The 22,000-nt window shown below is 70.3% G+C and carries 23 protein-coding genes; 8 read left to right on the top strand and 15 right to left on the bottom strand.

Annotated features, from left to right (window positions below; genetic code table 11):
- Window positions 1-4: 4 nt before the first annotated feature.
- Together ACIBD9_RS14920 and ACIBD9_RS14925 are read left to right on the top strand one after the other, a co-directional pair.
- Window positions 5-550, top strand: coding sequence for a hypothetical protein (locus ACIBD9_RS14920; RefSeq protein ID WP_396717822.1), 546 nt, complete (start codon window positions 5-7; stop codon window positions 548-550).
- Window positions 551-565: 15 nt separating this feature from the next.
- Window positions 566-832: a hypothetical protein gene (locus ACIBD9_RS14925; protein WP_396717824.1), complete on the top strand. Its 267-nt coding sequence runs from the start codon at window positions 566-568 to the stop codon at window positions 830-832.
- 14 nt (window positions 833-846) lie between these two features.
- Here ACIBD9_RS14925 and ACIBD9_RS14930 read toward each other — a convergent pair whose 3' ends face one another.
- Entirely contained in the window at window positions 847-1,857 is a 1,011-nt protein-coding gene (locus ACIBD9_RS14930) for an aldo/keto reductase (protein WP_396717826.1), read from the bottom strand.
- A 125-nt stretch (window positions 1,858-1,982) separates the two neighbouring features.
- Between ACIBD9_RS14930 and ACIBD9_RS14935 the strand changes: the two genes are divergently transcribed.
- Window positions 1,983-2,591 carry a TetR/AcrR family transcriptional regulator gene (locus tag ACIBD9_RS14935; RefSeq protein WP_396717828.1) on the top strand — a complete coding sequence of 203 codons (609 nt, stop codon included), beginning with the start codon at window positions 1,983-1,985 and terminating at the stop codon, window positions 2,589-2,591.
- 10 nt (window positions 2,592-2,601) lie between these two features.
- On the opposite strand, the gene ACIBD9_RS14940 is transcribed toward ACIBD9_RS14935, so the two are convergent.
- The 7 genes from ACIBD9_RS14940 to ACIBD9_RS14970 form a co-directional block, all read right to left on the bottom strand.
- Entirely contained in the window at window positions 2,602-3,483 is an 882-nt protein-coding gene (locus tag ACIBD9_RS14940) for a TauD/TfdA dioxygenase family protein (protein ID WP_396717830.1), read from the bottom strand.
- An 18-nt stretch (window positions 3,484-3,501) separates the two neighbouring features.
- Window positions 3,502-4,281, bottom strand: coding sequence for an ABC transporter ATP-binding protein (locus ACIBD9_RS14945; RefSeq protein WP_396717833.1), 780 nt, complete (start codon window positions 4,279-4,281; stop codon window positions 3,502-3,504).
- The gene (locus ACIBD9_RS14950) at window positions 4,265-5,311 is read right to left on the bottom strand and encodes an ABC transporter substrate-binding protein (protein WP_396717835.1); all 1,047 of its coding nucleotides are present in this window, start codon (window positions 5,309-5,311) and stop codon (window positions 4,265-4,267) included. Before ACIBD9_RS14950 ends, ACIBD9_RS14945 begins: the two co-directional genes overlap by 17 nt.
- A 36-nt stretch (window positions 5,312-5,347) precedes the next feature.
- Window positions 5,348-6,214 carry an ABC transporter permease gene (locus ACIBD9_RS14955; protein ID WP_396717837.1) on the bottom strand — a complete coding sequence of 289 codons (867 nt, stop codon included), beginning with the start codon at window positions 6,212-6,214 and terminating at the stop codon, window positions 5,348-5,350.
- 206 nt (window positions 6,215-6,420) lie between these two features.
- The gene (locus ACIBD9_RS14960; protein ID WP_396717839.1) at window positions 6,421-7,038 is read right to left on the bottom strand and encodes a VOC family protein; all 618 of its coding nucleotides are present in this window, start codon (window positions 7,036-7,038) and stop codon (window positions 6,421-6,423) included.
- Between the two features lie 76 nt (window positions 7,039-7,114).
- Complete coding sequence (locus ACIBD9_RS14965) at window positions 7,115-8,305, bottom strand: MFS transporter (protein WP_396717842.1); 1,191 nt, start codon at window positions 8,303-8,305, stop codon at window positions 7,115-7,117.
- A gap of 99 nt (window positions 8,306-8,404) precedes the next feature.
- Complete coding sequence (locus ACIBD9_RS14970) at window positions 8,405-8,872, bottom strand: MarR family winged helix-turn-helix transcriptional regulator (protein WP_396717844.1); 468 nt, start codon at window positions 8,870-8,872, stop codon at window positions 8,405-8,407.
- A gap of 98 nt (window positions 8,873-8,970) precedes the next feature.
- Here ACIBD9_RS14970 and ACIBD9_RS14975 point away from each other — a divergent pair, with 98 nt between their 5' ends.
- On the top strand, window positions 8,971-9,816 hold the full coding sequence (locus tag ACIBD9_RS14975) for an SDR family oxidoreductase (protein WP_396717847.1): 846 nt from the start codon (window positions 8,971-8,973) through the stop codon (window positions 9,814-9,816).
- Window positions 9,817-9,892: 76 nt separating this feature from the next.
- On the opposite strand, the gene ACIBD9_RS14980 is transcribed toward ACIBD9_RS14975, so the two are convergent.
- The 4 genes from ACIBD9_RS14980 to ACIBD9_RS14995 form a co-directional block, all read right to left on the bottom strand.
- Window positions 9,893-10,777, bottom strand: coding sequence for a pyridoxal-phosphate dependent enzyme (locus ACIBD9_RS14980; protein ID WP_396717850.1), 885 nt, complete (start codon window positions 10,775-10,777; stop codon window positions 9,893-9,895).
- A gap of 64 nt (window positions 10,778-10,841) precedes the next feature.
- Window positions 10,842-11,375, bottom strand: coding sequence for a hypothetical protein (locus ACIBD9_RS14985; RefSeq protein ID WP_396717852.1), 534 nt, complete (start codon window positions 11,373-11,375; stop codon window positions 10,842-10,844).
- A 149-nt stretch (window positions 11,376-11,524) separates the two neighbouring features.
- The gene (locus tag ACIBD9_RS14990; protein ID WP_396717854.1) at window positions 11,525-12,238 is read right to left on the bottom strand and encodes an ANTAR domain-containing protein; all 714 of its coding nucleotides are present in this window, start codon (window positions 12,236-12,238) and stop codon (window positions 11,525-11,527) included.
- Between the two features lie 229 nt (window positions 12,239-12,467).
- Window positions 12,468-13,595 carry a DUF4185 domain-containing protein gene (locus ACIBD9_RS14995; RefSeq protein ID WP_396717856.1) on the bottom strand — a complete coding sequence of 376 codons (1,128 nt, stop codon included), beginning with the start codon at window positions 13,593-13,595 and terminating at the stop codon, window positions 12,468-12,470.
- A 230-nt stretch (window positions 13,596-13,825) separates the two neighbouring features.
- Here ACIBD9_RS14995 and ACIBD9_RS15000 point away from each other — a divergent pair, with 230 nt between their 5' ends.
- A complete protein-coding gene (locus tag ACIBD9_RS15000) occupies window positions 13,826-14,536 on the top strand; it encodes a DNA alkylation repair protein (protein ID WP_396717857.1) in 711 nt (236 codons plus the stop codon).
- Window positions 14,537-14,771: 235 nt separating this feature from the next.
- On the top strand, window positions 14,772-15,479 hold the full coding sequence (locus ACIBD9_RS15005; RefSeq protein WP_396717859.1) for an SDR family NAD(P)-dependent oxidoreductase: 708 nt from the start codon (window positions 14,772-14,774) through the stop codon (window positions 15,477-15,479).
- An 87-nt stretch (window positions 15,480-15,566) separates the two neighbouring features.
- Here the strand turns inward: ACIBD9_RS15005 and ACIBD9_RS15010 are convergent, their stop codons facing one another.
- The gene (locus tag ACIBD9_RS15010; RefSeq protein ID WP_396718030.1) at window positions 15,567-16,391 is read right to left on the bottom strand and encodes an SAM-dependent methyltransferase; all 825 of its coding nucleotides are present in this window, start codon (window positions 16,389-16,391) and stop codon (window positions 15,567-15,569) included.
- 304 nt (window positions 16,392-16,695) lie between these two features.
- Between ACIBD9_RS15010 and ACIBD9_RS15015 the strand changes: the two genes are divergently transcribed.
- Window positions 16,696-17,631 (top strand): hypothetical protein, encoded by a 936-nt coding sequence (locus ACIBD9_RS15015; RefSeq protein WP_396717861.1) that lies wholly within the window; start codon window positions 16,696-16,698, stop codon window positions 17,629-17,631.
- Between the two features lie 166 nt (window positions 17,632-17,797).
- Window positions 17,798-19,498, top strand: coding sequence for a cellulose binding domain-containing protein (locus ACIBD9_RS15020; RefSeq protein WP_396717864.1), 1,701 nt, complete (start codon window positions 17,798-17,800; stop codon window positions 19,496-19,498).
- Window positions 19,499-19,576: 78 nt separating this feature from the next.
- Here ACIBD9_RS15020 and ACIBD9_RS15025 read toward each other — a convergent pair whose 3' ends face one another.
- Together ACIBD9_RS15025 and ACIBD9_RS15030 are read right to left on the bottom strand one after the other, a co-directional pair.
- Entirely contained in the window at window positions 19,577-20,821 is a 1,245-nt protein-coding gene (locus tag ACIBD9_RS15025; RefSeq protein WP_396718032.1) for a phosphodiester glycosidase family protein, read from the bottom strand.
- 153 nt (window positions 20,822-20,974) lie between these two features.
- A complete protein-coding gene (locus tag ACIBD9_RS15030) occupies window positions 20,975-21,985 on the bottom strand; it encodes a LacI family DNA-binding transcriptional regulator (protein WP_396718035.1) in 1,011 nt (336 codons plus the stop codon).
- Between the last annotated feature and the right edge of the window lie 15 nt (window positions 21,986-22,000).

Below are 22,000 nucleotides of genomic sequence, written 5' to 3' on the forward strand. Positions count from 1 at the left end.
GCCGATGACCGCGCCAGCCGACCTGACCCCGCTCGCCGAAGCCGTGGAGTGCGAGTTCATGTACTCCTACGAGTCACAGGCGCCCGGGCCCTCGTACACCGATCTCGGGATCGCGACCACCCGCGTCGGCGGCGGTGTCGCCCTGGCCATGCGCAACGATCCCTCCGGCGGGTACTGGAGCAAGGCCCTCGGCTTCGGCACCACCGAGCCGTTCACCGCGCAGACCCTGGATCACGTCCTCGACTTCTACCGGGAGCAGGGCGTCGGCCAGGCCGTCCTCCAGCTCGTTTCCTCGGTGCTGCCCGCGGGCTTCGACGAGGTCGCCGCCGCGCGCGGACTTGAGCCGGGAAGCACCTGGGTCAAGCTCGCCGGCCGACCCGGCGACGTCGCCGCGGCGCAGACCCGCCTGCGCGTCGCCCCGGTGCCGGCCGCCGAGGCGCAGCGCTGGGCCGATGTGCTGCTCGCCGGGTTCGGCATGCCGTCCGGTGGGCTCACCGACATGCTGGCCGCGACGGTCGGCCGGCCGGCGTGGCGACCGTATGCGGCCTGAAACGACGGTGAGCTGGTGGCGGGCGGCAACCTGTTCCTGCACGGCGAGGCCGCGTCGCTCAACGCCGCCGCGACGGCCTCCGGTCACCGCGGCCTCGGGGCGCAGTCGGCGCTGATCGCCGCCCGCGCCCGAGCCGCCGCCGAGGCGGGGTGCCGGTGGCTGTTCGCCGAGACCGGCAAGCCCGCGCCCGGTCAGCAGAACCCGTCGCTGAACAACCTGCGCCGGGCCGGGCTGGTGCCGCTCTACGAACGCCGCAACTGGGTCTGGCGAGCAGCTTCCTGAGCCCGCCCGTCGGGTCACTTCTCGCTGTCGAGCAGGGCCATCATCGGGGTCGCGTACCGCTGACCGGAGGCGGCGCCGGCCGGCACGGCACGCTCGATCTCGTCCAACGCGTCCTGGTCGAGCACCAGGTCGACCGCAGCCAGCGACTCGGTCAGCCGGTCCCGCCGCCGCGCACCGACAAGCGGCACGATCTGTTCGCCCTGCGCTGCCACCCAGGCGATCGCCACCTGGCTCGTGGTCGCCCCCAGCCGCTGCGCGACGCGGCCGAGCGCGTCCACGAGGCGCAGGTTGGCGGTCAGGTGCTCGCCCTGGAACCGTGGGCTGTTCGCCCGGAAGTCGGTGCCGGTCAGCTCACGGTCCGGCGACCAGTGGCCGCTGAGCAGACCCCGGGACAGCACGCCGTAGGCGGTCAATCCGATGCCCAGCTCCCGCAGCGCCGGGAGGATGGTGGCCTCCGGGCCACGGGAGAGCAGCGAGTACTCGATCTGGACGTCGCTGATCGGCGCCACCGCCGCGGCCCGACGGATGCTGTCCGCGCCCACCTCGGAGAGCCCGATGTGCCGGATGTAGCCGGCCTGCTGCATCTCGAGCAGCGCGCCCACGGTCTCCTCGATGGGCACCTGGGGGTTGAGCCGCGACGGCCGGTAGATGTCGATGTGGTCGGTGCCCAACCGGCGCAGCGAGTACGCCAGCCGGTCCTTCACCGCCGCCGCCGACACGTCGTACGGTGCCGCCTGGAACCCGCCGTCGGGGGTACGGCGTGCGCCGAACTTCACGCTGAGCACCACCTCGTCGCGGCGACGCTCCCGTAGCACCCGGCCGATCAGCAGCTCGTTGTGACCCGACCCGTAGAAGTCCGCGGTGTCGATCAGGTTCACACCGGCGTCGACCGCCGCGTGCAGCGTCGCGATGCTCTCCGCCTCGTCGGCCGGCCCGTACAGGTCGGACATGCCCATCGCGCCGAGCCCGATGATCGACACCTCTGGCCCGGAGGCACCCAACCGTCGCCGTCGTAGACCCGTCATGTTCCTCGTCTCCTTCGGTCGTCGTCGCGGCGCGTCGTGGTGTCCGGGCACCGCTGTGTACGCTGTGTACGCTGTGTCCATATAACCATTCAGTAGACAGCGTGTCCATATCACCGGGAGGACCAGTGGCCGAGCTCACGCCGGATGCCCAGACGCCAGTGCGCCGTGGTCGCGGCCGTCGCCCCGCCGACCAGGTACGCGTGGAGATCCTCACGGCCGCCGGTGAGCTCCTGCTGGCCGAGGGCATGGCCGGCTTCACCATCGAGAAGGTCGCGGCCCGCGCCGGAGCCAGCCGGATGACCATCTACAAGTGGTGGCCGTCCAAGGGAGCGCTCGCACTGGACGGCTACTTCACCGTCGTCGCGCCCACCCTGGCCTTCGCCGACAGCGCCGACATCGTCGCCGACCTGACCAACCAGCTCGTCGCCTTCGTCCACCTCGTGCGGGACACCACCGCCGGGCGGGTCATCAGCCAGCTCATCGGGCAGGCGCAGACCGACCCGGAACTGGCCGCCGCCTACCGCGAGCGCTACTCCGGCCCCCGTCGGGCCCTCGCCGTCGAGACACTCACCCGGGCCATGGCCCGTGGGCAGCTACGCGCCGACATCGACCCCGAATCCGTCGTCGACCAGCTCTGGGGCGCCTGCTACCACCGGCTTCTCATCGCCGACCTGCCGCTCACCGAGGACTTCGCCCGCACCCTGGTCGACAACCTCATCCGCGGACTGCGCTGACCGCCAGCGGTCAGGCCACCGCGCCACGCCACGGATCGACCGGGCCTTGCGGGCGGTCGCCGCGCAGGGTGATCCGGTGTACGACCCGGCGTGCGCCGCCGTAGTCGCGGTTGGCGTAGTGCGCGGTGCTGCGGTTGTCCCACATCACCACGTCGCCGGGTCGCCACCGGTGTCGCACCACGTGCTCCGGCTTGGTGAGGTGGGCGTAGAGCAGGTCCAGGATCGCCCGACTCTCGGCCTCCGACACACCGACGATGTGCGAGGTGAAGCCGGGGTTGACGAAGATGCCCCTGCGACCGGTCTCCGGGTGGACGCGCACGACGGGGTGCTCCACCGGGTCCAGGCGGGTGACCACCTCGCCCTCCCAGACGTTGCCCCGACCACCACGGCGCTGTGCGAGGTAGTAGCCGAACTCACGGTTGCCGTCGTGCACGGCGACCAACTGGTCCACCAGCCGCCGCACCGGCTCGGCGAGGGAGTCGTACGCGAGTTGGCTGTCCGCCCAGGACGTGTCGCCACCGGTGGGCGGCAGCGTCACCGCGCGCAGGATCGAGCCGAGCGGTGGACGGGCCACGAAGGTGACATCGGTGTGCCACACGTCGGCGAAGCCGTTGTCCGCGCTGTCCAGGGCGTACACCTCGGGGTGTTTCTCGTCGACGCCGCCGACCACGGGATGCGAGGCGGTCAGCTCGCCGAGCCGGCGACCGAGGCGCACCTGGCCGTCGTCGTCGAGGCGCTGGTCGGCGAAGAACAGCACCTTGCGCTGCACCAACGTCGCCCGTACGGCAGCGAGTTCCGCGTCGGTCGCGCCGTGCAGGTCCAGGTCCCGCACCTCGGCCCCGAAGTGCGGCCCGAGTGGTTCCAGTGCGAGTTTCACGAGGGTGTCGGTCATGACGGTGCCCTTTCGTTTTCAGGCGGCGGCGGCGCGTACGGCGTGGCCGATGGTGGCGCGCAGCGCCGCGTACTCCGGTGAGCCGCGCAACTCGTCGGGTTCGACGCCGGTGCGCGGAAGGTCGACGTCGAGGTCCAGGGCCACCCGGCCGGGCCGGCGGGTCAGGACGATCACCCGGCTGCCGAGGAACACGGCCTCGTCCACGCTGTGCGTGACGAACACACAGGTACGGCCGGATTCCGCGCTGACCTGGCGAAGGTCCTCCTGCAACCTCTCCCTGGTCAGCGCGTCGAGGGCCGCGAACGGCTCGTCGAGCAGCAGCAACGGGTTGTCCACGGCCAGTGCCCGCGCGATGGCCACCCGCTGCTGCTGGCCGCCGGAGAGCTGCCAGGTGCGCCGGTGCGCGACGTGCGGCAGGCCGACCCGGTCCAGCAGAGCGGACACCCGACGGGACCGCTCCGGACGGGAGACACCGGCGTAGCGCAACGCCAGCCCGACATTGCCGCCGACCGTCTTCCACGGCAGCAGCCGTGGTTGCTGGAAGACCAGACCCGCGTTGCGTCCCGGCACCGGTGGCAGGCCGGCCGCGGTCACCGTGCCGGCCGTCGGCCGCTCGAAACCGGCGATCAGCCGCAGCAGCGTCGTCTTGCCACAGCCCGAGGCGCCCACGATCACCAGGAAGGCACCCGGCGGTACGCGGAGGTCGACCGGGCCGAGGGCGGTGACCGCCACCGACCCGCTCCCGTAGGTGTGGGTGACGTCGCGGACCTCGACCGCGGCGTCAGGGCTGGAGGACATTCGGCAGACCCCTGGTGTAGATCGCGGCCTCGAACACCGAACGGTCCGGGATCGCGTCGATCTTCTTCTGGCCCTTCAGGAAGACCGCCGCGTTGTACAGGTTCTCGGCGAGCGCGCCGACCTTGTCCGGCGAGCCCAGCCACTCCGGGCTGGCCAGGTCGGCGGGCTTGAGGAACACGCCCTGACTCAACTGGTGCTGGGCCGCGGCGGTGTCCAGGTTCAGCTCACGGCCCACGGCGGTCGCCGCGGCGGTCGGGTCGCTGGCGATGAGGTCGAGGGCCTGCGCCTCGGCCTTGCGCCACGCGTCGACAGCCTCCGGGTGCGCGTCGGCGAACGCGGTGGAGACCACGCCGAGATCCAGGGTGGGCTTGCCGGCGGTGGCCAACTCCCGGCTGCTCAGGAGCACCTTCCCGGTCTTCTTCAGCTCGTCGAGCGACGGCAGCCAGGAGTACGCGGCGTCGAGGTCACCGCGGGTCCAGGCGGCGAGGATGTCCTGCGGCTCCAGGTCGACAAGGGTCACCTCGCTCTCTTTCACCCCGGCCCGCTCCAGGGCGGCGAGCAGACTGAAGTGCGCGGTCGACGCGAACGGCGTGCCGATCTTCTTGCCCCGAAGGTCGGTGATGCTGGCGACGTCGGCGCCGTTGCGGGCCACCAGCGCCTCGTTGTCGCCGGCGACGTCGAGGACGAAGGCCACCTTGTAGGGCAGGTTCAGCGGCGCCGACAGACCCCGGGCGACCGGACTGGAGCCGATCGCGGCGATATCCACGCTGCCGGCCGCGAACGCGGTGTTGATGCTCGCGCCGGAGTCGAACTTGGTCCAGGTGATCTTGTAGTCCGGTAGTGCCTTCTCCAGCAGTTGCTGGTTCTTCACGATCAGGTCGCCGCTCGGGAACGCCTGGTAGGCGAGCCGGAGACTCTTACGCTGCGGATCGCCACCACCGCTGGCGGCGCCGTCGCCGCACGCCGCGAGTGGTACGGCGGCAGCGAGCAGAACGGTCGCGATGAGGATTCTGGTGATCGGTCTACGCACGGGACGCCCATTTCTGAGAGGGGTGGAGAGCGCGGGTCAGCTTCGACCGCGCCAGGGGACGAGCCGGTCCTCCGCGGTGCGCAGCAGCGCGTCGATGAGGAGGCCGGACAGGCCGATGGCGAACAGCCCGAGCACCACCACGTCGGTCTGCGAGTACCGTTGCGCGTCGCGGACCATGCCGCCGATGCCCGGTACGCCGTTGATGGTCTCGGCGGCGACCACCGACGAGTACGCGATGCCCACGGCGAGCCGGATGCCGGTGAAGATCTCCGGCAGCGCGTGCGGCAGCACCACGTCGCGGGTGACCGCCCAACGGCCACCGCCCAACGCCCTGGCCGCTTCGACGAGGGTGGCGGGTGCGGCCTTGACGGCGGAGGCGGTGGCGACCGCGACCGGGGGCAGCGCGGCGATGGACAGCAGCCACAGTTTCGGCGTCTCGTCGATGCCGAACCAGATGATGAACAGGCTGAAGTACGCCAGTGGTGGCAGCGCGCGGACGAAGGTGACGACCGGCTCGGTCGCGACCCGCACCCAGGCGACGGTGCCCATCACCAGGCCGAGCACCAGCCCGGCGGCCACGCCCACCACCGAGCCGATCAGAATGCGGCGCAGACTGACGCCAAGGTGCTCGACCAGCAGGTGACCGCTGTAGCCGCGAACGCCGTCGTGGGTGGTGGAGGTCTGCACCAGGCGGTCCCACACCGCCCCCGGTGACGGTATGAACGTGGGGTTGTCGGTGAGCACGGCGAGGAGCTGCCACAGCGCCAGCAGGGCCAGGAGGGAGACGACGCGGAGCGCGACGCGTCGCCACCAACCGGCGCGCCGCTGCGCGTGCGGCGGGCGTGTCGGTGGTGCGGCGCCGTTGTCGGCGGCCACGGTCTGTACTGCGGAAACAACGGTCACGGCTTCTCCCGATCACTATGACCTACTATTCCTACAGCTTTGGTGGGGTATCCACAAGGAATCGTCCACTGCATGGAATCCCAGCGCCGGTGCTCGGCGTGGAACTCGCGTACGCCGCCCCTACGAACAGCTCTGCCGGTGAGTCATCGTGATGATGACTCACCGGCAGCACGTCGATCAGCAGATGTCTGACCCGTCGGCGGAGCTCACTCGGGCGGCGTGGCCCCCGATTGCTCGCTCACCATGTACGCCGCATACCAGTCGGGCCAGTTGTCGTCATGCTCGCCCGTGCGTTTCTCGTGCTCACCGTGCGCGGCGGCCGCGCGCCGAAGCGCGCTCGCCAGGTCGCTCGTGGAGCCGAACGACGTCAGGCCACCCTCGATGCGTCCGGGAAGGCGGGTCGTGATCTCCTGCATCAGCCAGGTGTTGCCGTCCGGGTCACGCAACGTGGCGCGCGAGAAGTAGCTGCGCCGCTGCGGGTCCGGCCCGTCGACCGGGCCGTCCGGGCTGACGTGGAAGACGTCGCCGACCTCGACACCGGCCGCGACGAGGGTGTCGCGGGCCGCCTCGATGTCGGACACGATCAGGTACGCCATGGCCGAGCCGGGCGCCGCCGGCGTGAGGCCGGGGCCGAACTGTACGGAGCACGCGGAGCCGTGCGGCGTCAACTGGACGATGCCGGGCGGGGTCTGGTCGAGCCGCCACCCGAGCCGTTCGTAGAACGCCTTCGCCCGGTCGACATCCGACACCGGAATGACGATCACCTCGAGCTTGACGTCGAGGCTCTCGATGCGCGACGTCGCACTCGCGTCGCCCTGGGCCACCTTCGGGCTCATCGCCCCCCCCTTTCTGATCATCACGCTACTGTTTGGGTCAGTGCTCGGCGCCGGCTTGCCGGCATCAACCCGGCGCCATCCTGGTGGCCCTGCGCACCCCCAGCAGGGCGACCAGGGCCAGGAGGATCACGGCGACGGAGTACTCGTCGGCGGTCCGCGGCAGGCCGCCGGCGTAGACCACGAGGAAGCCGGCGATCACCGTGGGGAGACCGAAGCCGACGTAGCTGACGACGTAGAGCACGGACAGCACGCTGGCGCGTTGGTGCGCCTCGACCAGCGGCATGACCGTCTTGAGGCTGCCCTGGAAGCCGCTGCCGAAGCCGACGCCGCCGAGAGCGAGGCCGACGAAGAAGCCCGGGATGGACTGCGCCATGACCGCCACCAACGTGACGATCATGCCGAGGATGAGCGCGACGATGCCGGTCAGGATCACGGTCCGCGCGGCGGTGTTGCGTTGTACCAGCACGGCGATCGACCCGAAGACGGCGAAGACGAAGAGGACCAGACCGCCGATCACGATCGACGTGTTCATGAGACTGCGGACGAGCGCCGGGCCGAGCGCGCCGAAGAACCCGGCCAGTGCCCAGACCGCGAAGAGCACCGGGACGACGACCAGGACCGGCTGGCGCACCGAGCGGGGCAGCGTGATGTCCGGCCGTAGGCTGCGTCGGGCTCCGGCCATCGGGGTGACCGTCTCCGGCATCAGCGCGACCCCGACGGCCTGGACCAGCAGGATCACGAGGAGTACGACGTACACCAGTCGCGTCGGCGCGGGCAGGAACTGGATGAGCAGCGCCGAGAGCAGCGCACCGCTCCCGGTTCCGATACCGGGGGCGATCGAGTTCGCGAGCGTGCCCCGGGCCCGGTCGATGTCGAGCATGGCGGCGCCCACGGCGCCGGTGGCGGCGCCGGCAGCCAGCCCCTGCACGAGGCGGGCGACCAGCAGGGCCGCGACACCGTTGGCGAAGATGAAGACGACCAGCGCGAGCATCTGCACCGCGATCGCGACGGCCAGCACCGGCCGTCGACCGACGTGGTCGGACAACTTGCCGAACGTGAGCAGCGACGCCAGCACCGCGAGCGCGTAGACGGCGAACACCACGGTGGTGGTGACCGGCGAGAAGTGCCAGCGTTCCTGGTACACACCGTAGAGCGGGGTCGGGGCGGCCGAGGCGGCCAGGAACGACACCAGGATCGACGCCAGCAGCACCAGGGAGACCGTCGGTGTGAGTCGGGCCCGCCCTGCCATGCGCATGTCGGTGCTCCTCGGCTGCGTGAAAAGCGGTCAGCCTGGGCGTTCCGCCGGCCCCCGGGGCCACGGCGGCGTACCCGGTTGACGCCGGCACATGCCAGCTCAGCCCTCGGTGTCCTGACCGGTCGCCGGGAGGCTCGCCACGCCGCGGGCCAGCGCGTCCCGGAAGTCCCGGTACCGGTCGGGGCCGAGCGTGTCGGCGAGCTTCTGCTCGATCAGGTGCACGAAGCCGTCGGAGGCCGCCATGAAGCTGAGGCCCCGATCCGTTGGCACGATCAACTTTGCCCGGCGATCGGCCGGGTCGGGCGTACGCCGGACGTAACCCAGCCGCTCCAACTCGTCGAGGATCGCGCCCATCGTCTGCTTGTTGCGGCCGGCCAGCCGGGCCAGCTCGCCGGGGCGGGTGCCCTCGGCGTCCAGGTAGGCGAGGACCGCGCCGTGGCGGGGGCGGACGTCGTCGAACCCCTGCTCCGCCGAGCGTCGGAAGATCTCCCGCTGGACGCGCGCGGAGAGCTGCACGGCCAGGATCCCGAGGTCGGGGTCCCGCTCCTTCAGTGTGCTGCGCTTCATAATTTGGTCCAATCATTGGACGGTACAACTTATGGACTATATCGTCGCTGGCGGCGACCGGCGGCCCGACCTCGGTCCGCCTGACCGAGAGGATGACCATGACCATTCTGATAACCGGGGCAAATGGCACCGTGTCCAGGGAGGTGCTGCGGGAACTGGCCGGCCACCAGCCGGTCCGCGCCCTCGTGCGGGACGCGTCGCGCACGCCGGGCCTCGACGGGGTCGAGTACGTCGTCGGCGACCTGGACCGCCCCACCACGCTGACTCCGGCGTTCGAGGGCGTGACGACGCTGTGGCTGCTGATGCCGATGGGCCCGCTGGCGCCGAGCCAGAGCATGAACGCGGTGTGGGCGGCCCGGCAGGCCGGCGTGCGGCACATCGTCCGGCTCTCCGCGATCGGCGCCGCGCACGACGCGCCCACCCGCAACGGCCGACTGCACGCCCTCTCCGACGCTGAGCTACAGGAGTCCGGCATCCCCTGGACGATCCTGCGACCCAGTCACTTCATGCAGAACCTGCTCGGCGCCAAGGCCGGTGAGCACCTCTTCGGCCTCTTCGGTGACGCGCGGGTCGGCCTGATCGACGCCCGGGACATCGCCGCCGTAGGGGCGGCGATCCTCGCCGCGCCGCAGCAGCACGAGGGCATGATCTACACGCCCACCGGCCCGGAGAGCATCACGCTGGAGCAGGCGGCCGCCGAGATCGCCCGTACGCTCGGCCAGCCGGTGCGCTACGTACCGCAGAGCCCGGAACAGGCACGCGACGGCCTGCTCCAGGCCGGCCTCGACCAGTGGTCGGCCGAGGTCCTCGCCGAGTACCGGGTGGCCTACGGCTCCGGGTGGGGCGACTTCACCAACGACCACGTCGCGCGGATCGTCGGCCGCCAGCCGCGAACCTTCGCCGAGTTCGTCCACGATCACCGCGAGCATTTCGCCAGCGCCTGATCCGCCGACAGCTCGGCGCGGTGCCCTCCGGCGCGATCCACCGGAGGGCACCGCCGTGCGTGCCCGGCCGGTGCCCCTACAACTCGGGATGGCCGAAGAGTCCCGGCAACCCGCCACTGTGCAGAAAGACGACCCGGTCGCCGCGCGGAAAGCTGCCGGCCAGCAGCGCCGCCATCGCCCGACCGGTGTACGTCGGATCCAGGAAGACCCCCTCCGTACGCGCGGTCACCTCCAACGCCACCCGGACGGCGTCGGTCAGCGTCCGGTACCCGGCACCCACCTGGGTGCCGTCGATCCGCAGCGCCTCCGGCTCGACCTCGCCGACGAGCAGCCCGGCGACGGTCGCCCGAGGGTCCGGCACGGCGCCGACATCCACGCCGACCACCCGCTCCGCGCCCAACTCCCGCACCAGGCCGGCCATCGTCCCGCCGGAGCCGAGCGCCGCCACGACCTCGACCCCGTCGATGGTGGGCAGTTGGGCTCGCAGCTCCCGACCGCAGTCCACATAGCCCTGGGTCGACGCGGGTGAGGTGCCACCGAACGGGATGACGTACGCCGATCGTCGCTCCGCCTCGACCGCCACCACCTCGGCGAGCGGACGGTCTCCGCTCCAGACGATCTCGGCGCCGGCGAGCCCGTCGAGCAGCAGGTTCCCGCGCCGGTTCTCCGGGGGCGCACCGGCGAGCACCAGCACGCAGGAGAGACCGAGCCGTGCGGTCGCGGCCGCGGTGAGTCGGGCGTGGTTGCTCTGCGGCGCCCCCGAGGTGACGACAGTGGTGGCGCCTTCGGTGATCGCCTGCGCGCAGGTGTACTGGAGCTTGCGGATCTTGTTGCCGCCCCCGCCGAGGCCGTTGAGATCGTCACGCTTGAACCAGAGTTCGGCCAGCCCCAGCCGGGCGGCGAGCCGGGGCGCGGCCTCCAGCGGCGTCGGCCACGTACCGAGGGGAACGGGTGTGATCATCCGTGCAGCTAAACACGCCGCGGTCCCGCACGCGGCTTCCTGGCCGTCGGCAACTCCTCCGCGGCTAGGCCCGACGTGCTGCTGCCCGGGGCAACGGACCGACGTCCGCGTGGCGACCGGGACGGAGCGCCGCGTGCCGCTGCCCGGGACCCGCTCCGTCGCGGGCGGCGAGCGCGTCGGCCACCGCTCCGGTGGCGAACGCGTAGATGGACTTGTGCAACACGTCGATGGCGAGTTCGGGGCGGGGCCAGGTCGGTGGGGGCGCCCCCACGCCGGTGGCGTTCTCCAGGATCTGGTCGTTGGTCAGGCGCACCGCCGTGAACATCGTTGACGCCCAGACGCCGCGCAGCCCGGCCTGCGCCATGACGCTGCGCAGCACGCCGACCAGCGCGCCCTGGCCGTAGTGCATCGTCAGGTTCTGCCACCGGGGCTGCTGCCCGGATGATTCCGGCAGGCCCGTCAGCCTGGCCAGAACCCGAGCAGGCACGTAGGAGTCAGGCCGTCCGCTCACCCGCTGTTCGATCTTCTCGGCGGCCGTCATCACCGCCGCCCCGGCCAGACCCGCCACCACTCCCTGCCACACCGCTCGCTTCAGCATGGCTCAGCCCTACCCACCGGTCCGGCACCCACACCCGCGAGTCGTCATCGGACCGCATTGCGGACGACTGCCTGGTTGGCACCGTCGACCGGCTCGCCCGCCTCGTGCGGGCGGCCCTGTCAGGCGAAGCAGCGCAGCCAGGGCGACGCTCACCCCTGAGTTTTTCCCGCTGCCTGGGCGACCAGGGTCTCCGCGACCTCGCGCACCTTCCGGTTGGTGTCCTGGGAGATCTTCGACAGCAGCGCGAACGCCTCCTCCGGCGAGCACCGCCGGCCCCCCATGATGATTCCTTTGGCCTGCTCGATCACCGCCCGACTCCGCATCGCCTCCTGCATCTGCGCCGCCTGCGTGGCGGCGTTCTCGTACAGGTGCGCGTTGGCCAGAGCCACCGCCGCGTACGCGGCGAAGCCCTCCGCGCTGGCGATCGAGGCCAGGTCGAATGCGTGCGCTGAATCGCTGTAGACGTTGAGCGCACCGACCACCGACCCCTGGATGGGAAGCCCGATGGAGAGGGAACTCTGCACCCCGGCGGCGCGAGCGGTCTCCGCCCAGGTCGGCCAGCGCTCTTCGGTGGCCATGTCCGGCACCGAGATGGTGTCGCCGCTGGCGGAGGCATCCAGGCAGGGGCCCCGGTTCTGCTCGTACTGCCACTCGTCCAACTGACGGGCCAGCTCACCGGTGAACGCCCCGGTCCAACCGACCCGACCCCGGACCAGCGTGACCGTCACCTCTCTCGTCCCGGGAATGCTCCCTTTGGCGAGTTCGGCGATCCGGGCCAGCATGTCGTCGAGGCTGACCTCGTCGAGTCTGACCCGGCCCAGCTCGGCCATCGCGTCGGCGGGATCCATCGTCGGCTGCGTCATCGCAGTACGCCCTCCTCGATCGGCGTCCGCCGGATTGGGAAGTTCCGGCATGGCCGGCACCTCGTCAGATGCCCGGCAGCTCCGGGGCGGTCGTCAGCAACCGTGGTCCTACCCCCTGAGTCACGCACTCACACCCTGCTGAGGGACGGGCGGCAGGCGTTTGGGCAGATCAGCTCCGGCGGGTCGGGGCGTCAGCGCCGGGCCCCGACGACCGTCGGTCAGCGGCCCGTCACACCGAGGCGGTGAACTGGCTGACGTGGTAGGCGGTGCTGCGGCCGTCCGGCGTGCGGGTCCACTTCGAGACCATCAGGTGCAGGTCGTCGACGTTTCGGCTGGACCAGGGATGGATGAACCCACCGTAGAGCCCGGGCTCCTGCCAGCTGGTCAGCTGAACCTTCTCCGCCGTCCAGGCCCGGTCCGGTCCGGGCGCGGTCCGGGTGACCAGGCACCCGTTCTGGCAGTTGAGGTAGGACATCACCCAGGTCCCGTCGGCGAGCCGGCGCACCGATGGTTCGCCGAACCGGCCGGTGAGGATGGGCGTGCAGGGTCTCCCCCAGCCCCAGTTGGTGCCGTTCCAGCCCCAGCCCTCGTACGACTCGGGGTAGAACAGTCGGTCCCACCGGACGCGTCGCAGCATCATCGGGCCGTCCTGCCGCCCGGAGCGGACCGAGAAGACGTAGACGTGCTCGCCGTCGCGCTGCATGGTCCACATCTGGAACGGGTCCTTGTTGTCCGGGCTGTTCCACCACTTCAACGGCGTACGGACGAAGTCGTTGCCGTTGTCGGAGAAGGCCAGCCCTGCGTAGCGGGACTTCCACTGCGGCCCGGCCGGGCCGGCGGAGTTCCAGTTCTCGATGCTCATGTAGGAGATGAGCTGCCGACCGGTCTCCGGAAAGCTGATGCCGTCGTTGGGGATGACGGTCACCTCCGGAAGACCGTCGATGCCGATGCCGTGGTGACCGTTGTGCATCAACTCCGGGGCCCGTCCGTTGCCGACGACCCGCGCGGCGCTGTCGAAGACGACTCCGCCGGGCGCGGCCGGGTGGACGGCCGAGCGCAACATGACCGGCGACCGCCAGTCGTTCGGCAGGGGCGGGCCCTCGGGCCACGGCGTGTCGAAGGTGTCGCCGAAGAGGTAGCCGATCGACCCGTTCTCCAGCACGTAGGGGATGCCCAGATCGGTGCCGGCCACCCGCCAGCGACTGCTGGTGTCGAGGTCCGCGCCGGTCAGCCGCTTCTTCCAGACCGCCGCCTGGGCCGGAGCGGCCGCGGTCAGGATCGCGCCAACGGAACCGACCGCGCTGGCTGCCCCGATCGCGGCGGCCCGGCCAAGCAACGAGCGACGACGTACACCCATGGCTGCCCCTTCCTGTCGCACTCGTCATGGTCGCGCCGCGGCGATTGGACAGCGGTTGCGGGCGAGTAAACCCGCCGACGATCGCCGCTGTCAATGCCTGCCCGCCCCGAACGAAGCATTGAAGGAATTCTTCACAAGACATTGACATGCATCAGCGCCATGAAGAGATTCTCCTGGCCCTGCTGGTCACCCGCGGCGCCGCTGGCTGACCGGCGGTAGCGTGGTCGGTCATGGCCACCAGCGTCGACGTGCGTCGGGCACTCGCCGTCCTCGCCGACCCACGTCGAGCCGAGGCGTCGACCCGGTTCCTCCAGATGGTCCCCGGCGGGTACGGCGAGGGCGACCGGGCCCTCGGTGTCTCCGTGCCCGACCAGCGCACGGTGGCAGCCCGGTTCTGGCGCGACCTCTCGCTGGCCGAGACGACGACGCTGCTCACCGACGGCGCACACGAGGAGCGGCTGACCGCACTGCTCATCCTGGTGCGGAAGTTCGCCAAGGGCGACGAGCGGGAACGGGATCGCATCTTCGAGATCGTCGTGGCCAACACCGGCCACATCAACAACTGGGACCTGGTGGACTCGTCCGCGCCGTACATCGTCGGCCCCTGGCTGATCGACCGGGACCGCGGCGTCCTGGACCGATTGGCCGAGTCGAACCTCGTGTGGGACCGGCGCATCGCCATCATGGCGACCTTCGCCTTCATCAAGGCCGGTGACTTCGAGTGGACCTTCCGACTCGGCGACCGGCTCCTGCACGACCAGCACGACCTCGTCCGGAAGGCGGTGGGCTGGATGCTGCGCGAGGTGGGCAACCGGGACAGGGCGGCGGAGGAGGAGTTCCTCGCCCGCCGCTACCGGGTCATGCCGCGGGTCATGCTGCGGTACGCGATCGAGAAGTTCGAACCGCAGCGTCGCCGCGAGTACCTGGCCGGCGTTCTCTAGCACTGCGCCGGCAGTGGGCGAATCGTCTTCGGGCTGGGTTCGTTGGTGCGGGTGACGGACGTCGCCATGGTGGGAAGTCGCACCGGGACGCCGGTCGGTGCCAGGATGTGGCCGCCAGTGGGCATCCTCGGACAAATGCAGTCTGACGTGCCGCCGGGATGACACGATCCAATGGGCAACTAGTGCGTTGCCGAGGGCACACGTCAGCTGTCACTGCAACCGCGGGAGTTAACGGGTGGCGACCATCCTGATCACCGGCGCTAACAAGGGCCTGGGCTTCGAGACTGCCCGACAGCTCGTGGCCGGCGGGCACAAGGTGTACGCGGGTGCGCGCGACGCCGATCGTGGGCGCCGAGCCGCCAACGAACTCGGCGCCAGCTTCATCCTGCTGGACGTGACCGACGACGCCTCAGTGGTAGCGGCCGCGGAAAAGGTGGAGGCCGAGGGCGGGCTGGACGTCTTGGTCAACAACGCCGGCATCGAACCGCGCCAGGCCGACGGGGGTTTCATTCCGGCCGCCGAGGTCACCGCTGACCTCGCCCGTCGGGTGTTCGAAACCAATGTGTTCGGGCACATTCGAATGCTGCACGCGTTTCTGCCGTTGCTGGAACGCTCCGCCTCCCCAGTCGTGGTCAACGTCGGCAGCGGGGCGTCTCTCATGCGCGAACTCAGCAACCCCGAGAGCCCGGCGCACTTTTATCCCGACATCCCCTATCCGGCGTCCAAGGCAGCCGTCAGCATGCTGACCGTCCAATACGCCAAGGCGTACCCCGGTATGCGGATCAACGCCGTGGATCCCGGTTTCACCGCCACCGATCTCAACTTTCACGCCGGTCACCAGACCATTGAGCAGGGCGCGGAGATCATCGTACGAATGGCCCAGATCGGTCCGGACGGTCCCAGCGGCGGGTTCTTTGACGCTCGGGGTGTCATCCCCTGGTGAGCGGGCTGCGCCGGATCAGAGGGCGATGATCTTCATAGCTCGGGCGGGACCTGGAGGTCGGCCGGGCGGGGCCGCTGGGAGACAGCGTCAGCGCTTGCGACCCACCCCGCCGAAGGCGTCGATGTCGGCAGGCGTGTCGACCGCGTCGTCCGGCCGCCACTGCGGGCACGGCACCACGCCGGGCTCGACCAGCTCCAGGCCGTCGAAGAAGCCGGCGATCTCGTCGGGCGAGCGCAGGGTGTACGGGGCCGCCCCGCTGTCGTTGTAGTCGTCCTGCGCCTGCTGCATCTCGGCGCTGATCAGGCTCGTGCCGTCGTTCAGGGAGAGGTAGCTGCCGCTCGGCAACGCCGCCACCAGCTCCCGGGTGATCGAACGGGCCGTCCCGTAGTCGGGCACGTGACCCATGACGCCGCTGAGGATGAGACCGATCGGCTGCGCGAAGTCGAGCGTCTTGCCGGCCTCGGCGATGACCGCGGCCGGGTCGTGCAGGTCGCCGTCGATGTAGGCGGTCCGACCCTCGGCGGTGCCCACCAGCAACGCACGGGCGTGCACCAGCACCAGCGGGTCGCTGTCGACGTAGACGATCCGCGCGTCCGGCGCGATCCGTTGGGCCACCTCGTGGGTGTTGTTGGCGGTCGGCAGCCCGGTGCCGACGTCGAGGAACTGGCGGATGCCCGCGTCGGCGGCGAGGAACCTGATCGAGCGGACCAGGAACTGCCGGGAGGCCCGGGCCACGTCGACAACGCCGGGGAAGACCTGGCGATACTGGTCCCCGGCCTCGCGGTCGACCGCGAAGTTGTCCTTGCCACCGAGCCAGTAGTTCCAGATCCGCGCCGAGTGCGGCACCGACGTGTCGATCTTCGGCTGCGCGCCAGCCTCAGCATCGGGCCGGCCTGTCGTCGGCGATTCCATGGTCACGGCAACCCCCCGTATCGAACGCGTACGCGACGTCGTCGCGGGACGGCCCGGTGTCGAGGAAGCGGCCACCCGTGACCGTGCCACGGTATAGAAGGTCGAGGATCCACACCACACCCGGTCACTCCACAACAGACCGGCCCCACCGCGAAGCAGGCCGACACCATCCTCAACGCTGCCCGGCTCGACGCCGACCTGACGGTGAGTGCCGCGCGCACGCTGCCGCCGGTCCCTCCCGCGAGGGAGTGGCGTCCCCTGTCAGCGGGGTTCGCCCACTGCGGGGCGCCGGCAGGATCGGTGCATGACGACATCGACACCGATCGTCGGTCGGACCGTCCACGGCCTGACGTACGCAGTGCTCGGCTGGGCCGTGGCATACGGGGGCGTGCGTCTGGCGTGGACGGTCGGCGAGGCTCCACAGTTCGGGCGGCTCGGGCTGGACCTGCTCGGTTTCACCGGCTGGTGGTCGGTGGCGTTGTGTGCGGCCGCGGGCGGGCTGGCGGTTGCCCTGGACCGGGTGGCGACCTGGCGGCCGGCACTTGCGGGGCTCGCCTGGACGGTCGCCGGAGCGCTCGTCGCGGCGGCTGCGATCCTGTTGCCGGAGCTGGTGGGCTTCCTGCTGTTCACCGTCGGCCCGTTCTTCGACCCGCTGGCGTTCGCCAGCCGGCTCGGTTGTGTCACCGGAGCGGTCCTGCTCGGCCTGGCCACCGCGCGCTACCAGCGGCGCACCCGGGGCGACTGCCCAGACTGCTGCCGGACGGTCCGACCGGGTGCGCGACGCTCGGCACCCGCGCGGTGGGCGCGTTGGGCCGCGTACGCCGCGGTGGGTGGTCTCGTGACCCGCTTCGCGGCCCAGTTCGTGGTGGGGTTCGACCGCGTCGACCAGAGCGGTTCCCTGCTCGGGTTGGAGATTGGTCTGGTTCTGGCCGGTGTGCTGTTGCCACTGGCGCTGGTGTACCACTGGGGTGAGGTCTGGCCGGGGTGGGTGCCGCTGCTCGCCGGCCGCACGATTCCACGTCCGCTGCTGCTGATGCCCGGCTTCGGGCTCGGCGCGGGCATCGTGGCCTACTTCGGCATGGGGATGGTGCAGGTGACCTCGGGCTCGCACAGCGAGTTCTCCGACGCGTTCCTGTGGGTGGCGATGTCGGCGTACCTCGTCATGGGGCTGGGCCTGGTCGTCGCGTCCACCGACTACCACCTGCGTACTCGCCGGCAGTGCGACACCTGCGGCCGGTGACGGCAGCACTCATTGTGGGCGGACTGCATTGACAGAAATCATTAGACGAATTAGCTTTCTGGATCTGGGAGCGCTCCCAATTCTCCGCCGCCCACACCATCGCTGAATCTCGCCGCAGACGAGCCCTCCGGAGGCGTGGACGCCACCACCACTTCAGGAGAAGTTCATGAGAAGAAGACGAGTGACAAACGCCGCCCTGGTGTCGGCCGGTGCCGTCCTGCTGGCATCGGCAGCGGTCGCCGTGGCGGCGCCGGCTGGGGCCGCAGCCGCCGGGTGTTCGGTCAACTACAGCGTGTCATCGCAGTGGCAGGGAGGCTTCGGCGCCAACATCACCATCACCAATCTCGGTGACGCGGTGACCAGTTGGGCGCTGACCTGGCAGTACGACGCCGGGCAGACCGTCACGCAGGCGTGGAACACGACGCTGACCCAGAGCGGCGCCGCCGTCACCGCCAGGAACGTCAGCTACAACGGGGCCATCGCGACCAACGGGACGGTGTCATTCGGTTTCAACGGCTCGTCGACCGGCAGCAACCCCGATCCGACCATCTTCGCGTTGAACGGGGTGGCCTGCACCGGCGGCACCGAGCCGACTCCCCCGCCGACGACCCCACCGCCGACGACTCCGCCGCCGAACGGGCCGGCGGACATCACGGTGAACAGCGCGACCAGATACCAGACGGTCGACGGCTTCGGGGCGGCGCAGTCGATCTGGGGTAGCGCCTGGTCGACGGCGGACACCCAGACGCTGGTCGGGTTGGGCGCCAACCAGTTGGGGCTGTCCATCGTGCGCACCGGCCTGTCGCCGGTCTCCAGCGAGTGGGCGACGCACGTGAACTCGTTGAAGACGGCGAAGTCGTACGGGTCCAACGTGAAGATCCTCGCCTCGCCGTGGACCGCGCCAGCGGCGTGGAAGACCAACAACAGCCGGGTCAACGGCGGCAAGCTGAAGACCGACTACTACGACGACTACGCCAACCACCTGAACAGCTACGTGCAGTACATGCGTGGTCAGGGCGTACCCATCGACGTCACCTCGGTGCAGAACGAGCCCGACTGGCACCCGGACTACGACTCGATGGACTGGAGCGGCACCGAGCTGCGCACCTTCGTCCGCGACCAGGGCACCAAGGTGCAGAACACCAAGCTGATGGTCGCCGAGGCGGTGAACATGAACTACGGCTTCACCGATCCGACCCTCAACGACGCGACCGCCCGCAACAACATCGGCTACGTCGGTGGGCACCTCTACGGCACCGAGGAGTCGGGCCGGCTGCGGCCGTACTCCCTGGCGGAGCAGCACAACAAGCCGGTGTGGATGACCGAGTGGAACCTGCACGCCGCCGACGGTGGCGGCTCCAACATCTGGGGCAACCCCGCCAACGCGGCGGTCTGGAACGAGACCCTCGACGACATCATGCGCACCGTGCACAAGTCGATGGAGGCCAACTGGAACGCCTACATCTGGTGGTACGGCAAGCGCTACTACTCCTTCATCGGCGACGGCGAAGCCGCGTTCGGCACCACCGCGGGCGCTCCGCTCAAGCGCGGGTACGCCTTCTCGCAGTACGCGAAGTACGTCCGCCCCGGCTACCAGCGGGTCGCCCTGACGAAGAGTTCCAAGGCCTCGCCGCTGGAGGTGACGGCCTACCAGGGGGACGGGAAGATCACCCTGGTGATCCTCAACCGCTCGAACAGCGCGGTCAACAACGCCGTGATCCAGGCCCCGCAGAACGTCACCCGGGCCGAGCACTACCTCACCTCGCAGAACGCCAACGCGGCCAGCCAACCGACCACCGTGAACGGCGGTCAGGCCACCGTCAACGTCGGCGCCCGCAGCATCTCCACTGTCGTGTTCACCCTCTGAGAACTCCGCTCGGCCATGCCACGGTCGGCGTCGCGGGTGCCCCAGCCACACGCTGGGGCACCCGCTTGCCAGCGACGGTCAGTGCCCGCCGTGGTAACGGCCCTCGACGTAGACGAGCGCGTCACCAACGGCCCGCTCGGCTCCGCTGGGGTGGTTGACCAGCGTGCCCTGAGCGGCCATGGCGGTAGAGCCGCCGCCGTCGAGGTTGACCGCGTCGGACATGCCGAGTGCCTGGGCGACGGCTGCGGTCTCGTCCAGCGTGGTGCCGACGCTTGTGGTCTGTCGACCGTCGATGGTCGCGAGCACGACCTTCCCGTCCCGGGTGGTGCCGGCGATGGTACGAGGGTTGCGGGCGAAGAAGCTGTCGGATCCGCCGTCGGGCACGACGACCTGGCCGTCCGCCGTCAACGGGTACCGCCCGTTCACGCCGAACAGTCCGGGCCGCAGTGGGAGCTTCCGCCCCCGCTGATCGGTCAGCGTCGAGGTCAGGTCCAGGCATCCCCGGCCGGCCACCGTGAGCAGACCGCCGGCGTCCCGCCCGGTGGCCTGTAGCGAGGTCTGGCCCGCGGCGAGGGTGGTGCCGCGGGTCGTCGCGGTCCGCACCACGCAGCCGCGGCGATCGAGGACGACCTCCACGCCGACGCCCGTCGGAGTGGCCGAGTCGAACTCGGAGGTGAACTGGACAACGTCGCCGGGCTCGGTGCACGCGCTCTGGTCGGCCAGGGCGGTACAACCGGCAGGGATGACCGGTGGGTGGTTGATGAACTCCAGTGGCAGGACGGCCCGGGTCTGCCGGTTCCGTACGCTGCCCGACCAGGTGAGCTTTCCGGTGAGCGCACGGTTGGTGTTGGCGTCAACGACGAAGTTGACTTCGCCGGGCTCGGTGGTGGGCTCACTGAGCAGTTTCCCGCCGTACAGGCCCAGGCCAACCGGGTCACCGGGGTAGAGCGGGCTGGCGGTGAAGGTGAAGAAGGAGGCATTGACGCCCGCCAGGGCACCGGAGTCGCGAACGAGATCGGTGGTCTTCTCGACCTGGCCGAGGTTCGGGCCGTACGTCGCCTTCAGGTGCCCGCGTGCCCGACGCGGGTCGATGGTGAGCACGTTGACCACCCACGGGCCGCGACTGGTGGTGTTGATCTGGTCGGCCGGCGCGGGCTCGGTTCCGCGCACGATGTGGGTCAGGGTCACGCCGTCGGCGAGGACCCGGCTGGTGGTGGTCTCCGTCAGGTCGGCGTCGCCGATCGGCAGGACGTCACTGGCGGCGTCGGCGCGGGCACCCGGAACGACACCGAGCGCCACCGCGGCCAGCGTGGCGGCAGCGATCGCACCGGCGCGGCGTAGGCCGGAGAGGCCAGGAGTGGAAACAGTCATGCCCTGAGCCTTGCGATGGAAAAGAAGCACGCACCGGACAGAACCTGACAGCTAGTCGAATTTCGGTGAAAGGACGTATCGGATCACTCGCACGAGAGGGCCGGATCAGCCAGCGTCGGAGAGGGCGTTGCCGGCCACTGGCGGCGGCGCTGTGCTCTGGCGTACCACGAGCTTGGGGACGACCAACGGCAGACGCTGCGGCACCGTGTCGTCGATGGCCTGGGTGACGGCGGTGATGGCCCGGCGACCGACCGCGTCGAAGTCCTGCTGGATCGTCGTCAACGGCGGAATGAGGTAGGGCGCCTCGGGGACGTCGTCGAATCCGACGACGGAGATGTCCTGTGGCACCCGCCGTCCGCGCTCGTGCAGCGCGCGCAGCACGCCGATGGCCATCTGGTCGTTGGCGGCGAACACCGCGGTGGTCCCGCGCATCGCACCGATCCGCAGTCCGGCGAGGTAGCCGCTGTGCGCTCTCCAGTCGCCCTCGACCGGCTCCGGTGGGCGCAGGCCCGCCCCGCTCATCGCCTGACGCCAACCTTCGAGGCGGGCGCGGGCCTCCGCCCAGTTGAGCGGGCCGCTCACGTGCACGATCTCTCGATGTCCGAGGTCGAGGAGGTGCTCGGTGGCCATCCGGGCGCCGAGCACCTGGTCGACGCCGACGGTCACGCTGGCCCTGGACAGGTCGCCCTCCACAACGACGAAGGGGACACCCGAGCGCGTCATCCGCACCACCTCAAGCGCCTCGTCGTTGCCGGCGATCATCACGACACCCTCCACGCCGACGCGCATGAGGTGTTCGGTGGCGTCGCTGAGCGCCCGTACCGTCACCTCGGAAAGGCTCACCGAGGTGGCGAAGTAGCCGGCCGAGCGGGCGGCGTCCTCGACGCTGCGATGGATGCTCGTCGGACCGAACAGCGTCCTGGCGGTGCCGATGATGCCGATCATCCCGGAGCGTCCGCGAACCAGCGCACGGGCGGCCGTGTTGGGGCGGTAGTCGAGTCGTCGAATGGCTTCGAGGACGCGCTCCCGGGTTTCCCGCTTGATGCTGGGCGCCCCGTTGATGACCCGGGACACCGTCTGGTGTGATACGCCCGCCAGGCGAGCGACGTCGGCCATCACCGGTGGCCGGTC

Source organism: Micromonospora sp. NPDC050784 (assembly GCF_044456765.1).
Lineage (GTDB): Bacteria > Actinomycetota > Actinomycetes > Mycobacteriales > Micromonosporaceae > Micromonospora > Micromonospora foliorum.

Bases quoted from the DNA above. Each gene is read 5' to 3' on its own strand.
- ACIBD9_RS14920 (WP_396717822.1), top strand. From the start codon at position 5: ATGACCGCGCCAGCCGACCTGACCCCGCTCGCCGAAGCCGTGGAGTGC.
- ACIBD9_RS14930 (WP_396717826.1), bottom strand. From the start codon at position 1,857: ATGACGGGTCTACGACGGCGACGGTTGGGTGCCTCCGGGCCAGAGGTG.
- ACIBD9_RS14940 (WP_396717830.1), bottom strand. From the start codon at position 3,483: ATGACCGACACCCTCGTGAAACTCGCACTGGAACCACTCGGGCCGCAC.
- ACIBD9_RS14945 (WP_396717833.1), bottom strand. From the start codon at position 4,281: ATGTCCTCCAGCCCTGACGCCGCGGTCGAGGTCCGCGACGTCACCCAC.
- ACIBD9_RS14965 (WP_396717842.1), bottom strand. From the start codon at position 8,305: ATGCGCATGGCAGGGCGGGCCCGACTCACACCGACGGTCTCCCTGGTG.
- ACIBD9_RS14970 (WP_396717844.1), bottom strand. From the start codon at position 8,872: ATGAAGCGCAGCACACTGAAGGAGCGGGACCCCGACCTCGGGATCCTG.
- ACIBD9_RS14975 (WP_396717847.1), top strand. From the start codon at position 8,971: ATGACCATTCTGATAACCGGGGCAAATGGCACCGTGTCCAGGGAGGTG.
- ACIBD9_RS14980 (WP_396717850.1), bottom strand. From the start codon at position 10,777: ATGATCACACCCGTTCCCCTCGGTACGTGGCCGACGCCGCTGGAGGCC.
- ACIBD9_RS14985 (WP_396717852.1), bottom strand. From the start codon at position 11,375: ATGCTGAAGCGAGCGGTGTGGCAGGGAGTGGTGGCGGGTCTGGCCGGG.
- ACIBD9_RS14990 (WP_396717854.1), bottom strand. From the start codon at position 12,238: ATGACGCAGCCGACGATGGATCCCGCCGACGCGATGGCCGAGCTGGGC.
- ACIBD9_RS14995 (WP_396717856.1), bottom strand. From the start codon at position 13,595: ATGGGTGTACGTCGTCGCTCGTTGCTTGGCCGGGCCGCCGCGATCGGG.
- ACIBD9_RS15000 (WP_396717857.1), top strand. From the start codon at position 13,826: ATGGCCACCAGCGTCGACGTGCGTCGGGCACTCGCCGTCCTCGCCGAC.
- ACIBD9_RS15010 (WP_396718030.1), bottom strand. From the start codon at position 16,391: ATGGAATCGCCGACGACAGGCCGGCCCGATGCTGAGGCTGGCGCGCAG.
- ACIBD9_RS15015 (WP_396717861.1), top strand. From the start codon at position 16,696: ATGACGACATCGACACCGATCGTCGGTCGGACCGTCCACGGCCTGACG.
- ACIBD9_RS15020 (WP_396717864.1), top strand. From the start codon at position 17,798: ATGAGAAGAAGACGAGTGACAAACGCCGCCCTGGTGTCGGCCGGTGCC.
- ACIBD9_RS15030 (WP_396718035.1), bottom strand. From the start codon at position 21,985: ATGGCCGACGTCGCTCGCCTGGCGGGCGTATCACACCAGACGGTGTCC.